7 protein-coding genes, 2 tRNA genes and 1 pseudogene are annotated in these 14398 nt (G+C 62.0%); 3 read left to right on the top strand and 7 right to left on the bottom strand.

All coding sequences use genetic code 11. The features are described from left to right. Positions 1-67: 67 nt before the first annotated feature. The 4 genes from BQ7477_RS08430 to BQ7477_RS08410 all read right to left on the bottom strand — a co-directional run bounded on the left by BQ7477_RS08430 (position 68) and on the right by BQ7477_RS08410 (position 4338). The gene (locus BQ7477_RS08430; RefSeq protein WP_073983593.1) at positions 68-748 is read right to left on the bottom strand and encodes an ABC transporter ATP-binding protein; all 681 of its coding nucleotides are present in this window, start codon (positions 746-748) and stop codon (positions 68-70) included. 1 nt (position 749) lies between these two features. Next, entirely contained in the window at positions 750-1958 is a 1209-nt protein-coding gene (locus BQ7477_RS08425; RefSeq protein ID WP_073983592.1) for an ABC transporter permease, read from the bottom strand. 1074 nt (positions 1959-3032) lie between these two features. Then, a complete protein-coding gene (locus tag BQ7477_RS08415; RefSeq protein ID WP_073983839.1) occupies positions 3033-3911 on the bottom strand; it encodes a DUF6273 domain-containing protein in 879 nt (292 codons plus the stop codon). A gap of 10 nt (positions 3912-3921) precedes the next feature. After that, positions 3922-4338 (bottom strand): DUF4418 family protein, encoded by a 417-nt coding sequence (locus BQ7477_RS08410; protein WP_073983591.1) that lies wholly within the window; start codon positions 4336-4338, stop codon positions 3922-3924. 299 nt (positions 4339-4637) lie between these two features. On the opposite strand from BQ7477_RS08410, the gene BQ7477_RS08405 reads away from it, so the two are divergent. Beyond that, on the top strand, positions 4638-6071 hold the full coding sequence (locus tag BQ7477_RS08405) for a L,D-transpeptidase family protein (protein ID WP_073983590.1): 1434 nt from the start codon (positions 4638-4640) through the stop codon (positions 6069-6071). A 2624-nt stretch (positions 6072-8695) separates the two neighbouring features. On the opposite strand, the gene BQ7477_RS08395 is transcribed toward BQ7477_RS08405, so the two are convergent. From BQ7477_RS08395 to BQ7477_RS08385, 3 genes are all read right to left on the bottom strand, one after another. Beyond that, a tRNA-Ser gene (locus BQ7477_RS08395) sits at positions 8696-8788 on the bottom strand. A 78-nt stretch (positions 8789-8866) separates the two neighbouring features. After that, positions 8867-8953: transfer RNA gene (locus tag BQ7477_RS08390), tRNA-Ser, on the bottom strand. Positions 8954-9247: 294 nt separating this feature from the next. Next, positions 9248-10588 carry an AGE family epimerase/isomerase gene (locus BQ7477_RS08385; protein WP_073983588.1) on the bottom strand — a complete coding sequence of 447 codons (1341 nt, stop codon included), beginning with the start codon at positions 10586-10588 and terminating at the stop codon, positions 9248-9250. 248 nt (positions 10589-10836) lie between these two features. On the opposite strand from BQ7477_RS08385, the gene pgm reads away from it, so the two are divergent. Both pgm and BQ7477_RS08375 read left to right on the top strand, forming a co-directional pair. Next, positions 10837-12513, top strand: a complete 1677-nt coding sequence (pgm, locus tag BQ7477_RS08380; protein ID WP_073983838.1) for a phosphoglucomutase (alpha-D-glucose-1,6-bisphosphate-dependent) — start codon at positions 10837-10839, stop codon at positions 12511-12513. Between the two features lie 460 nt (positions 12514-12973). Beyond that, positions 12974-14144: pseudogene (locus BQ7477_RS08375) on the top strand (IS1249 family transposase). Positions 14145-14398 lie beyond the last annotated feature (254 nt).

The following is a 14398-nucleotide window of genomic DNA, read 5'->3' as shown; positions in this document are numbered from 1 at the left end:
TGCTTTCAGTCACACCCACTGCCTCGTCGATAGGAATGTCCGACACACCCACGCCCCGGCCTCATCCCTACGACGACCCTCCCGACAGATGGCCGCCGTCCATCGCGAACGTGCGATCCGCGTAGCTGAGCGCCTCTGGCTCGTGCGTGACAATGAGGACGGTCGCTCCCGGGTCGGCAGCCTCACGCAGCAAACGCAGGACCCCAGCCGCACTCTCAGCATCCAGGCCGGCGGTCGGCTCGTCAGCCAACACCACAGCCGGGCTCATGAGGAGAGCACGAGCGACACCGACGCGGCGCAATTCACCGCCTGACAGCTCGTTCGGGCGCGCATCCGCAAGCTCGGCCAGACCCACGGCGGACAGGAGTTCCTCGGCGCGCTCACGCGGCGGCCTACCCGCGCCATACAACACGGAAGGCAAGAGAATGTTCTCCAGGACGGTGAGGCTTCGCAGTGCAGCGTGCCCCTGCGGGATGAAACCGATGCGCTCGTTACGCAGGCGCGCGCACTCCTCCTCACGCATCGCATACAGGTCGATGCCACCCAGGCACACAGTCCCACCCGTAGGCGGCAGCATGCCCGCGAGCATGTTCAACAGGGTGCTCTTACCGCTGCCTGAATGCCCGGTGATGACGGTCAGCTGCCCCTCATCCAACGTCAGGTCAAGCGGATGCACGGCCGTGAAGAGGCGGCCCCCCGTGCGGGCGCGAGGAAACTCCTTAGTGAGGTCCGTTGCTTCAACGAGCATGTCACTCACCTTCCTTCAATAGGGCGCTCGCGTCCGCCATGTTCAGGCACCGCAGCGCTATCCACGATGATACGAGGGCGACGAGGCCCATCGAGGCCAGGACGAGCGCCACCAGCGCGGCGATCACCCCAAGGGAGGGCACCAGGAACCCGATGCCGATGGTCTGTTGCACAAGACCAGAGAACGAGACGATCAGCACCCCCGATATGAGGATGCCGAGGGCGCCTCCAGCGGCGTTGAGAATAACAGCTTCGAGAGCAATGACCCGCGACACCAGGCGCCTGTGGGCGCCGACGACAAGGAGCGTGCCGAACTCACGCTTACGTTCAACAACCATCATGACGAACATGAGAGTCATCATCACCAAACCAACACCCCACACGAGCGCAATCAAAGTGGTGACCGTGCGCGAGGTGTTGTCCAACGATCGAGAGATACCACTGACCAGGGTCGTCGAGGTCGCCACGGACACCCCCGGCACGCGCGCAGCAATTTCGGAGGCAACCGCATTAACGTCTCGGCCAGGCTCAACCCTGACCATGACCGAGGAGATAATGTGGTCCGTGTCAAGACTCGTGTACTTGTTGAGACCTTTCTCCAGCGAAGAGTCGATGAGAATTCTCGCAGTATCAAAGTTGGCGTACACAGCGTTGTCGAGGGTCGAACCAGTCTGATCGAATTGGGCGACGACACGCAGCCTATGACCGAAGAGCGAAAAGTTCTCCGGATCGGACACCCCGACATTCGCACCGACGACCACCTCCATGTCACCGAGACTGGAGGCGCCAGAGGTGTCAGAAATCCACGGCTGAATGGTGAAGTCCGTGGCCGGGTCGAACGCGATGACCTGATAGCGGCCCGAACAGCAGCTGGCCCGCGCAGTCGCAAGAAAAAGCTGAGGCGATGCCGCGCCGACACCATCAACGCCCGCAACCTCACCGGCCACGCCCTCATCCATATAGAAGTAGGACGGTTCGGCGCCCACCAGGAACGCCTGCGCATCAAAGTCGGACGAAGCATCAGCGGGGGTCACCATGATGTCGGCGCCGAGGCGCGACTCGACCGTTCCCAATCCCCGGTCAATGCCGCACACAATCATGGTGCCACCAAACATCACCATCGCCATGAGCATAGAGAAAAACGCGAGGATACCCGAGCGCACCGGGTACCCGCGCAGGTTCATCCACGGGAGTCGCGCAAGCGACAGCATGTTGATTCCTCCTGTCCCGACGCCTAGATGGGCGCCAGCTTCTGACCCGAAACACTGCGATACACGCGCGCTAGAGCAAGCCTCGTTCCGGCCACACCGAAAGCTACCAACGCGACGACAGTGAGAGCAGCCAGGGGCAACGACCTCCCCGGCGCGGCCAGCGCCGCGAGCGCGAACGCATCATGGGNTGTTGGCGCTCATTCATGAGGGCGAACTGGGCGACAACCAGGGCGACCAGCAACACCAGCCAGGCGAAGCCGAGCACACCGAGCGTGAGCGAGCGATGGGCGCGAATGTCCGAGGCCGTGGTGACCAGGGCCTCATCAGAGCGCACGGCGGTCACTTTACGCACGTAGAGATTAATCCATTCCGTCACGCTCTGAACGTCGCGCGAATCATCGACCTTCACCAAGGCAGCCGAAAAATCTTGGTTCGGCTGCACAGACGCATAGGTACCCACCCCCGATTCGACCGATGCCGCGATGACCTGCGTAAGCGTATCCATACTGACGACGACCGCGTTATCCAGCTCCGAACCGGTCTCCAGCAGGTGCGCGCCTACCGGCCACTGCCGCCCAAACAGCGTCACCTGACCATCCGCATCCTCGACCGCCGCGCCGACCGCGACGCTTCCTGTTGGAGGCGCGGCATCCTCACCTTCGCGCATCCACGGGGAGATCACGAAATCCGTCGCCGGGTCATAGCCGACGATCCACAACGGCGTCCCGTCCGGCCTCGTGTCGGCAATGTAGAGCTGGTAGGACACGGCGGCAATGTCCTCGTTATCGTCCATGCGTGACAAGGTCGAGCGCGCCTGATCACAGGCGACGGGGGTACCGATCATCAGCAGGCGTTTCTTCTCCACCTGGTTCAGGCAGGACGTCGGGTACACAACGAGGTCAGCGCCGAGCCTACGCTCGGACAGCGAAAGCTCAGAGCGCATACCATCAACGGTAACAAGCCCACCAAAAACGCACGCCGCCAGCGCAAACGCGAAGAACAACAGGATCGCAGCACGCACCGGGTGCGCCCGAATGTTCATAAGCGGAACACGCCGCAGCGTCAAAGCTCCGGTCATTGCGCACCCCGCCCGGCCTCGGACACGTCGATCCACAGGGCGGGACGTACCCCGTAGAGCACGTCAACGTTCGCGCCACTGACGGACGGCTTACCCTCAGCATCAACGAATTGAGCGGCGAAACCGTATGTTCCCGGCGAGCGCAGCCACCAGTCAGCGGTCCCATCCTCGCTCACGGTCAGAGCACCCGATGCCGCAAACGCGGTAGCGGGGGCTGCGCCGATGTCTGCGCGGTTCGCGGAGCTGCTCAGATAGATGACACTTTCGGTCTCACTGAGCGCAAAGACACGGTCCTGCGTGTCAGCGCCACCCTCGGCACCGGTGACGGACTGGTCCTCGTTACTGTTGCACACTGTGGCAATAATGCCTTGTTGAGCGGGTTCGAAAGCTGCGGTGAGGAAATCGTCGTTCATCCACGCACGCAGGTCACTATCCGCCCACGTGACCTCCTGGAACGGCACATGGTTGTACTGTCTCCCATCCAGGACGTCAGCGCTCAGGACCAGGAGCCGGTCATCGAAACGTTCGAGGACGATCCAGCGGATCGGCTCGGCACCGTTCGTGGTGTCACCGTCCTGCTCGAAAGAACCGAAGGCGATCACGTCACCCTTGGCGGCCTTCCGGTAGGGCAGCGCCGGATCCTTCTGGACGAGGCCCGCCGCGCGCTGGGCGGAATCGGCGTAACTTCCCAGGCTCGCGAAAATGTCGTAAGCGGACGCCGCGTCCCCGGCCTCAGCGAAGCGAAGCGCCTGCGCGTAGCGCTGCCCGCGCTGCAAGTTGACAACGAGGAGGACGAGGACCACGATCAGGAGAACCGCCGCGACTGCGACGGCCCCCCGCTTTATGGTTACCCGGTTTGGGTGCGTGCGTGTCACCTCTCGCACGTCAGGCCTTCGAAGCCCGATCCCTCTTGACCGTGTTGACCAGAGCCGCGACACCAGTGCCGGCGACGAGGACACTCATGATGCGCACGAATGGCTGGAACACCGTATGGCAACGCATCGTCTTCATCATGCACATCGGGCAGATGACACCGGGGATAAAGAAAACGACGAGAACCCCAATGAGCGAGAGTCCTTGTAGGGTGAGGCGCGCCGCCTTGTTGGTGACGAACGTGGCGGTACCAAAGAAAACAACGAGGCCCGCCGCGCTAGCAACGACACTATTTTGGCACTGATGACAGTGCATCCAGGTGCCGTCCGGCTTGGGATCGCACGCCGAAAAAACGGTGACCCCTCCGGCGAGGAGCAGGGCGCTGAGCGCCGCGGGCACGAGAGGGATGATGACATCCTTTTTTGACACGGAAACCAATCCTTAGAGATGAGCAAGTATTGACGAACTTAATAAAAGTATAATATGCCTAATTTATGCAATCATTCAAGGTTTTTGGCCCCGTCCCAATGCTGTGAGCGGGCGAGGCAAGGAGAGCACGTGGGCGCCGCACCTGGCCTGTGCCGCGCACCAACAATGCCGGGTGCCCATTCACACGTACACACCCCGCAACATCCACGCACACACTGCCCAGTTTTTTGACCACACGTGCAACCTACTCACCCTCCAGCGCCTAAGATTGAGACATCCCCCACCAGTGAGGTGTCATCATGAAGAGGATTCACATCCGCTTTGCCCGATGCATCGTCGCATCGGTGACCACGCTCGCATGCGTCGGTCTGTTCCCCCTTACCGCAGCGCACGCCGACGTCGCTGCCAGCGCTGCACAATCCGGCGCACCCACCGCACCCGCGGCAACGTCGGCCTCGTCCGAGGACACGCCCACCGCCACGCCCACACCCACGGCAACCCCAGCCTCGTCCGAGGACACGCCCACCGCCACGCCCACACCCACGGCAACACCCGCCTCGTCCGAGCTCCCCTCCCCGAATCCCGACCCGAGCACCACCCCCACGCAGCCTGAACCTCCGACACCCGCAACCTCCCAGTGGGTGCACCACCCCCAGGGCTGGCGCTACGAAAGCTCCGACGGCACATGGCTGGCGGCCGGTGTCTTTGAAGTCAACGGCGTACGCTACGTTTTCAACACCGACGGATTCGTGCCGGTCGGCTGGTACCGCGCGCCCGACGGCACCTGGTACGCCTCAACCGAGAACGGTGTGCACACCGGCTGGTATCAAGACGGATCCTGGTACCTGCTCACCGACTCCGGCGCCATGGTCACCGGATGGCAGGTCTCCGGCGGCGCCTGGTATTACCTCAACCCCGACGCAGGCGGCGCAATGGCCACCGGCTGGACCAAAATCGACGGAACCTGGTACTACCTACGTTCCTCCGGCGCAATGGCCGAAGCGACATGGATCTACACGGGGGCCTGGTACTACCTAACGGGCAGCGGCGCGATGGCCACCGGCTGGTTCATCTCAGACGGCTCCTGGTACTACTCGGACTCCAGCGGTGCGATGACCACCGGCTGGCTGCGACAGGACTCCAGCTGGTACTACCTGAGCGCCTCCGGTGCAATGGTCACCGGTTGGCTGCAACGGGGCGCCAGCTGGTACTACCTTGACCCGAACGCGGGCGGCGCGATGGCCACCGCCTGGACGATGGTTTCCGGAAGCTGGAACTACTTTGACCGGTGGGACGGCTTCTGGGTTTCTGGCCGCTCTGACTTCGAGGCCGACTGGAACTACGCGAAGACCCTGTACAGTCCCACAAATTACTTGGTCGTCGTCGACACGAACGCCCCACATTGCATGACATTCTATTGGGCTGACAGCTCCTGGCAGCCACTCACTGACATGCCCTGCTCCGTCGGCAAACCCTCAACCCCGACCATCAAGGGCACCTTCACCATCAAAAACCGCGGTTCATCCTTCGGGCACGGATACACGGCATACTGGTGGACACAGTTCCACGGCGACTACCTGTTCCACTCGGTTCTCTACTACGAAGGCACCATGACTGTGAAGGATGGGACCCTCGGAGGGCACGTCTCTCACGGCTGCGTGCGTCTACGCTACGAGGACGCTAAGTGGCTGCACGACACGATTCCCTCGGGGACCTACGTGACGATCTACTGATCGACGCACCTAGTGGGCGCCGGGATCCTAAATATCAGCAACTTGGTCCCGGCGCACCACCACGCCTGGACTGAAACAGGGCCACATACAGGCGGGCACCACAATCACCGCCCGACGCACCACCACGACTGGACTGAAACAGGGCCCGAACCACCCCCACGCGGAACCCAACGCCCCAGGATGGTTCCAGAACGCAGACCCGTTCACTGACAACAGCCCTTTTTCGGGCACTTGTAGCTAATGGGTCTGCACTTTGGCGACTGCACCCCACGCGCACGACCGCCGCGCCGGGGGGAATTGCATCATTAGAGCCGCGACACGCCGGCGACACGCCGAAAGGAAGCTCCTAATGGTGCAAAACCCCCACGTCGCCGCACGACATGCGTCAAAACGCTTCACCCATTGGCCCTCAGCAGCCCATTTGTGCGCTCTGTCGTCGAGGTGGTCTGTGATTTGGGTGCTGCGCGCTGTGCTGGGGTCCGCGGCACGGGGGGAACTTCAAGACTTGGACACGAGTGCCGCCATATCGCTCCTAGAATCCGCTGTTTTGCTGCCACATGGGGGGAATCGCATCATTAGAAGCCCGACACGCCGGCGCACCTTGGTGTCATCTCGACTACGACGGGGGGAATTGCACCATTAGAGCCGCGACACGCCGGCGACACGCCGAAAGGAAGCTCCTAATGGTGCAAAACCCCCAATCTACCGCTCGGTTGGAGGATGTTGGAGGGTCCGATGGCAGCAGACGCGGGTGGCAGCAGGACCTGACGAGGCTTCAAAACTGCACAACGAGGCACAGGCCCACACCGCGAGCAGCCAGAAGCGAAGGCGCCACGGAAACAGGGTGATAAGGACAACGCGTGTTGGTCGCGGCTCGGTCCCAGGCGTCGGCGGCGAGGTGTCGGTGGCGCTGGCGTGCTGGCGTGCCGACGGTGGGGGTTGGCCGTGACGTGCGCTTGCGTCGTCCGTCATTGTGCTTGCGTGCTTGCGCCGCCGATGGGAGCCATCCCATCGGGAGGATTGCACGTGATCGGGAGGATTGCACCCGTTAGGGAGGAATTGCATGTGATCCGTTGGGGTTGAGTCTTCCCGATCGGGTGTTTCGCCTCATCGGCAACAAGCCTCGCCTGGGAGCTGGTCGCCCGTCGTCGCTCATCATTGTCGGCGACTCCCTTCCAGTGTTTATCGGCCCCCCACCCTACCTGCGCCCATGCAGCAGGACCCTGTCGGTGATGCCCTTCCGGCGTTTATTGGCGCCCCGCCCTACCCGCGCCCACAGTGCAGACCACCTCGACGAACAATGGCTAGCATGGGCGTGATGGCCCAGATGTTCTGTGATGCGGGCGACTCCGGAACGCAGTTCACCACTGCGACCCCTCCGCACCCAGGGCTGGATGGGGGGTTTTGCAGCATTAGAAGCCTCCCTTCGGCGTGTCGCCGGCGTGTCGCGCCTCTAATGGTGCAATTCCCCCGTTTGGTGGCGATGTCATCGGCAGGCAAGTCACGCACGGGTCCCCGTGCAGCGCAATTCCCCCCATTTGATGGCGGTGAGGCCGCGGTTCGGGGCAGTGAGGCCGCGCCTCGGGGTAGTGAGGTCACGGTTCGGTGTAGTGAGGTCGCGCCTCGGGACGGTGCAGCGCCCAAGTCGCAAACCACCTCGGTAACAAACGCCGACAACGGGGCTTCGTGGGCGAGATGGCCTGCGTTGTGGACGCAACGGCGCCACCTGGTGCGTCGCTCGCACATGAACCGCCGACAATGCGCGTTAACCCCATGACACGCACGCCAACCCCAAGATATGCGCCTGGGCGCCGCCCACGCGCATACCATCAGACCCACGCGCGAAGTGTCGGACCCACGCGCGAATCAGCGGGTCCACGCGCGCTGCGAGGAGCGCAGGCAGCTAGCGCGCTCGGAGCAGTTTCGCATGCAATTCGATTGAATGAATTTTCAACAGTGTCCGCAAACGTTGCAATCCCAACGATATGGTTGCGCGGTGCGACACAGTGTCGAGGGAATTGCATGCGACATTCGTGGGATAGCTCGCCGGGCGGGAGTCATGCGCTACCACCCATAGCACCGCCGGTAGCGCAGCCAGTGACGTGCCAGCGGCCTGGCACAGTGAAGACCGTCGCCGCAAACAACCTGCCCAAGCCCACGGTGACGGAACAAGGGACCATACACAGGCTCGCGACGACACAACCACCTCCAACACCAACTTCCCCACACCAACACACCAAAAAGTCGCCACAAAACCAACACGTTTTGTCCATCCTTCAAGTTGACTCCCACCACCTCCAATACCGACTTTCCCGCACCAGAAAGCCAAAAAGTCACCCCTCCAGCAACACGTAGTGTCCTATAACCCCAGTGTCCTATAACCCCAAAACGATTACGCCACTCCACAGGACTTGAGGACTATAGGTCACGAACGTGGTGCTTAAGTTCCGTGTTTAGGTTGGGATTGCGGGCGAAAGTCGCTGTTATTTAGGTTCGGGCGGTTAATCGCGCAGCTTCCTTGACTTTCTGGGGTGATCGTGTAGTGGGTGAGAACACGNACTTGACCTTTTAACCCGATTCGGAAACTACGAAGCCCCGGGACTCCAGCGGAATCCCGGGGCTGTTGGCGGAGACGGCGGGATTTGAACCCGCGAGGGGCTATGCACCCCTACCTCCTTAGCAGGGAGGCGCACTCGACCGGACTATGCGACGTCTCCAGTGCCGACTACTCTAGGGCATTTTCACCGCGAGCGCTAACCGCACCCGCCGCGAACGCTCAAGAACGATCGACTCAGCGGAGGGCGAGGGATTCGAACCCCCGGTGCCATTGCTGACACAACGGTTTTCAAGACCGTCTCTTTCGGCCACTCAGACAGCCCTCCAGACCTGCCTCATCCTACAGGAACGAGCGGGAACACGCGAAGCCGACGCGACGTTAATGTCGTGTTTCTTCGAGGCCGACCGGTGAAGCCACATAAGGGTAACGCGCGTGCGCGACGCGTCACCAGTGAGGCTTTGACGCGATGATCGGCGGAGTCCCGCGGTATAGGGAGACAAGAAACTCGAAGTACGGGACGAGTGAGACCGTGCGGCTCTTGGGGCGGCAGGAAAGAACCCGGGGCGCAGTTCAGAGGACGCCCCGGGTCCGAATCCGTTCGCGGTTTCAACGCAAGCGATTAGCCTCGCAGGCCGAAAAAGTTCCAGGACTTCTTGTCGGGTGCCGGTTCCTCGGGGTGGTCGAGGAGGCCTCGCGAGAGCGCGGGGGCCGTCGGCGGCCACAGGGGCACGCGGATGGCGAGCATCGCCTGGATCGCGTGGTAGACGTCCCAGCGTGATGACTTGGCGGGTTGGACGCTCTCGTTGTGGGGGCCGAGGCGGCGAATCCATCGGCCGGGCTGGGTGATGAGGTAGTCGTGAATGTAGTCGATGAAGGAACGGTAACAGTGCTCGAAGTGTTCAACTTCGGAGATGCGGTGTCCATCGTCGAGCATGGCGCGGCGTACAGCGACGGTCGCGCACACGCCCTCGCATACGACCCACTGCTGGTGTTCGTCCTCGCCGGGTACGGGGTCACCCTGGTCGTTGACGCCGGTGGAGAATCCGGGGGCGCCGTCGGTTCGGCGCCAGCCGTCGACGCGGGCACGTTCGAAGAGTTCGGTTCCCAGCTCCAGGAGGTAGTCGGGTACGGTCCAGCCCATGGAGCGCAGGCCGGCGCGCACTTGCAGGGCGAAGCGGGCGAGCTGCATGGAGTGCCCGGTGACGTAGCCTTCGTGGTAGCGGCGTCCATCGTTGCACAGTTTGCCGACCGCGGGGCTGGGCTGCCATTCTTCGTCGAAGTACTCGGGGATCCGCCACTTGTTTTTCGATGCGACCTTGTGCGCGAAGGCTGTCATTTTTTCGGCGCGGTCGAGCCATTCGGGTTCGGTGGTCGCTTCGGCGGCGGCCATGTAGGCCTCGATCGTGTGGATGAGTGTGCCGAGCGCGTGCACGGGGGCGGGTTCGGTGAAGGCTTCATCGTACTGGTCCCACACGAGGCCGTAGTCGTCGATCCAGTAGTCTTTCTGCTCTTGGAGCATGGTTTCGAGGAGTTCGTGCGCGCCGGGCCGGTTGGCGACGGTCGCGGCGGCCACGCCGAGGAGCGCGTACACGGTGTGGTATTGGGATTTGACGCGCGAGGCTTCGTCCCAGGGGATGCCGCGGCCTTCCGCGTCGGGTTCGGCTTTGATCTGGTACCACATGCCGCCGTTGACGGGGTCGGTGAAGTATTTGGTTAGCGCTGTGACGGCATGGTCGACGTATCGGCGTGTGCCGGGTAGGCCCATGAGGACGCCGAGGGAGAAGATGTAGGCCATGCGCCCGGTGACGGCCAGGTCGATGGACCGGCTGAGGTCAGCTTTGCCGTCAGCGTCGAGGTGGGCGAAGCCGGTAGGCACGATAGATCCTTCGGCCTCTTCGACGAGGGCCTGCATGTTGGCGCTGAGCCAACGGTTATGTTCAATGGAATCAAACCATCCCACGATGTTCCTCCTGACAACACTGCCATGGTCTGCGGTGACCGACCTCTCATAGGATAGTCGGTCGTACCCCGATTTGGGAATACGTCCATCCGCGTGCGCCTTAATCGGGGACGAGGCCTGGGCAAATCACGCTCTGACGTGCAGTTTTGCGCGTACTCGGCCACGACCTCGTACGTAACGCAGCGATGGCGTGTTTCACGCCGTGGACGACTGAAGCGGAAGTCGACGTTACGTGCAACACTGTGTTCATGCATGATCGAGCTGGCACGCGTGCCCTTCCAGAAGACCTCATCAACGTCGACGATGTCATCTCCGCCTACTATGACATTGTCCCTGACCCGACCGACGTGGGACAGCGCGTCGCGTTCGGAACGTCGGGCCACCGTGGCGCTTCGCTGGACGGTAAGTTCAACGAGGCGCACATCATCGCCATTACTGCGGCGATCATTGAGTACCGCGCGTCGCAGGGTATTAACGGCCCGCTGTTCATTGGCCGTGACACGCACGCGCTGAGTGAACCCGCGTGGCGTACCGCCCTGGAGGTCCTCGCGGGTGCGGGGATCGAGACGCGAATTGACTCGCGCGGCTCCTACACGCCGACCCCGGCTGTGTCGGTCGCGATCCTGGGCGCGAATGGCGCGCCGGCGAATCTGCGCACGGAGGGTGATGGCCTGGCCGACGGTATCGTCGTGACCCCGAGCCACAACCCGCCGCGCGACGGCGGTTTCAAGTACAATCCGCCTCACGGCGGCCCTGCCGACACGGATGCGACCGGTTGGATCGCGGCGCGCGCGAATGAGCTGTTGGATTCGGGCGAGTGGAAGGATATTCCCCGCGTCACCGGTTCTGAGCTGTTGCACGACCCGAACATCAAGCCCTTTGATTACCTCGAGTTCTACGTGTCGCAGCTGGATCAGATCATCGACATTGATGCGATCCGTAATGCGGGCGTGCGTATTGGAGCGGACCCACTGGGCGGCGCTTCGATCGACTACTGGGCGGCTATCGGCGAGCGTTACGGTCTGGATCTGACGGTCGTTAACCCCGAGGTGGATCCGGCGTGGCCGTTCATGACGCTGGACTGGGATGGCAAGATCCGTATGGATTGTTCGTCGCCGTACGCGATGGCGTCTCTGCGTCAGGCCATGACCCCGGATGCTGAGGGCAACACGCCGTATGACATTGCGACGGGTAACGACGCGGATTCGGATCGTCACGGCATTGTGACGCCCGATGGCCTGATGAACCCGAACCATTTCCTGGCTGTGGCCATCGAGTACTTGTTCACGCACCGTCCCGGTTGGGGCAAGGACGCGGCTGTGGGCAAGACGCTCGTGTCTTCTGCGCTGATTGATCGCGTTGTTGCTTCCATGGGTCGGGACCTGGTTGAGGTTCCCGTGGGCTTCAAGTATTTCGTGCCCGGCCTGTTGTCGGGTGCGCTGGGCTTCGGCGGCGAGGAGAGCGCGGGAGCGTCCTTCCTGCGCAAGGACGGCACTGTGTGGTCGACTGATAAGGATGGCATCATCCTGGCGCTGCTGGCTTCGGAGATCCTGGCGGTGACGGGTAAGACCCCCTCGCAGCTGCACAGGGAGCAGGTGGAGCGCTTTGGTGCTTCCGCGTACGCTCGTATCGACGCGGCTGCCTCCCGCGAGGAGAAGGCGAAGCTTGCGGCCCTGTCTCCTGAGGACGTGACCGCGACTGAGCTTGCCGGCGACCCGATTGTCGCGAAGCTGGTGCGCGCCCCCGGTAACGACGCGCCGATCGGCGGCCTGAAGGTGACGACGGAGTTTGCGTGGTTCGCGGCTCGCCCGTCGGGCACTGAGGACGTGTACAAGATCTACGCAGAGTCCTTCAAGGGTGCCGAGCACTTGGCGCAGGTCCAGGAGGCCGCGAAGAAGGTCGTGTCTGACGCCCTGAACGGCTGACGCTCTAACAATGCCCGCTCACGCGGGTTGCTGGGGGCGGCGCTCACGCGTGTGAGCGCCGCCCCCGTTGTCATGTCACGCCGAGTCCATCGCTAACGGTCACGCCAGGGTCCACGCGATCACAGCGGAAGCGCGACGAGGCGCGGGCGTACACGGCCTGTTATACTGGCGGGTAGGACAAGGGCTGACATGGGCCTTTCATCTTCGAATGATTGGTGACCGCGAAACCTGACAAAACAGGGCCTCGTAATAGCTCACTCGTGAGCGGCAAGCTGAAGTCAGGCTTATAGGTCAGGTTGTGTTGGTTTTTGGGCTGTCTTTCGTTGCTACAAAGCCGAAAGGTGGGGGTTGGACTCGTTGTGACTTGAGTTCTTGGTTGGCCAGGTCGTGTTGGTTTTATCCCGGTTTTTGATTGATATTCCGCGGTAAGGTCGGGGTTTGAATCGGCTTGGATTGGGGGATGGGAAATCCTCGATGCAAAATCTGTGGTGGCACGACGCAAAAATGGGGCTCAACTCGAGCAGGTAGGCCAAGGTTCCGCTGTCTTGCGTGTAGGGCAAGCCAGTCTCGGCGTAACGATACCCGTGCCCGGCATTTCAGTGCGTTTTTAGACTTCGTCACCGGCAAATACACCCTGGCCGATTACGGGCCCAAGGGACGCACCATACGACGGCGTAACGAACCATTTTGGCATCTATGGCCAGTTTCTCCATTGGTTGACGAGGTTCACCATGTGGTCTTTGTTGACGGAATCTACCTGTCCCACAAGCTGGTGGTTCTTATTGCCTGCACCAAGACCCATGTGCTTGGCTGGTACGTGGCCAAGGGTGAGACCACCCGCGCCTGGCAAGCACTGATGTCTAGGATCGCGCCCCCAGATGTTGTCGTGTGCGATGGTGGGCAAGGCATCGCCAGCGCGGTGAAGACCACCTGGCCTACCACCCGGATCCAACGCTGTGTCTTTCACGCCTATAGCGCGGTCAAGCGTAAGACCACCACCCGGCCACGCACTCAGGCAGGTGTTGATCTCTACAGTCTTGCTCAGGCCTTGCTCGAGGTCACTACCTTTGACCAGGCAGTGGCATGGATGAGCAAACTCGCCACCTGGAACACCACCTACAAGGAATTCCTAGCCCAGCGCACCCGGCTACCAGACGGACGTTGGGTTGCCACCCATGCCCGGCTGATCCAGGCCAAGAACTCCCTCAACACGCTGGTCAAACAAGGCACGCTGTTTACCTACCTCGATCCCGCCCTTGACCTTGAAGGTGACCCCATTGCCAGGACGTCGAACCTGATCGAGGGCGGGATTAATACCCAACTACGCTGCGTGCTACGAGCCCACCGTGGCATGAGTCTTAATCACCAGGTCAAGACCGTGTTGTGGTGGTGCTACCTGCACACCGAGTTCCCTGCCACCCCAGCACACATCCTTAAAACCACGCTCACCGACCAACAGATCATTGACCAATTCGACAAGGCCAGCCACCGCGCCCAAGCGCAAGCCGAGATCGACAGGGGTTAGGCTTGTGTTGTTGACACTTCGTTAAGCGGGTGTGTGTNACAGGTGGGGAACCGCAGTTAACTGGACCGACTTCCACCACAGCGGAACCTGGCACGAAACCTACTAAACCGAAACCAACACGTTTTGGCCTATAAGCCTGAAGTCACGTCCTACAAACCCCCTTCCCTATGGGTTGGGGGTTTCGTGCTGTCTGCTGGGCTCAGTAGGCGAGCGGGGAACATTTTCACGGCGCGCACCCATAGAAATATGGGCCGTGGGCCGCTACCGTGGTGATAGTTCGACTCGTCGGCTCGCCGACACCGCTCGCCGACACCGCCCGCCGACACCAGGAGCGCCCACATGAGCGAGGCCCCCAACCCT

The organism is Actinomyces bouchesdurhonensis, from assembly GCF_900128465.1.
Taxonomy (GTDB): domain Bacteria; phylum Actinomycetota; class Actinomycetes; order Actinomycetales; family Actinomycetaceae; genus Pauljensenia; species Pauljensenia bouchesdurhonensis.
Note: the sequence above shows the minus strand (reverse complement) of the source record. Positions and strands in the feature narration are given on the sequence as shown.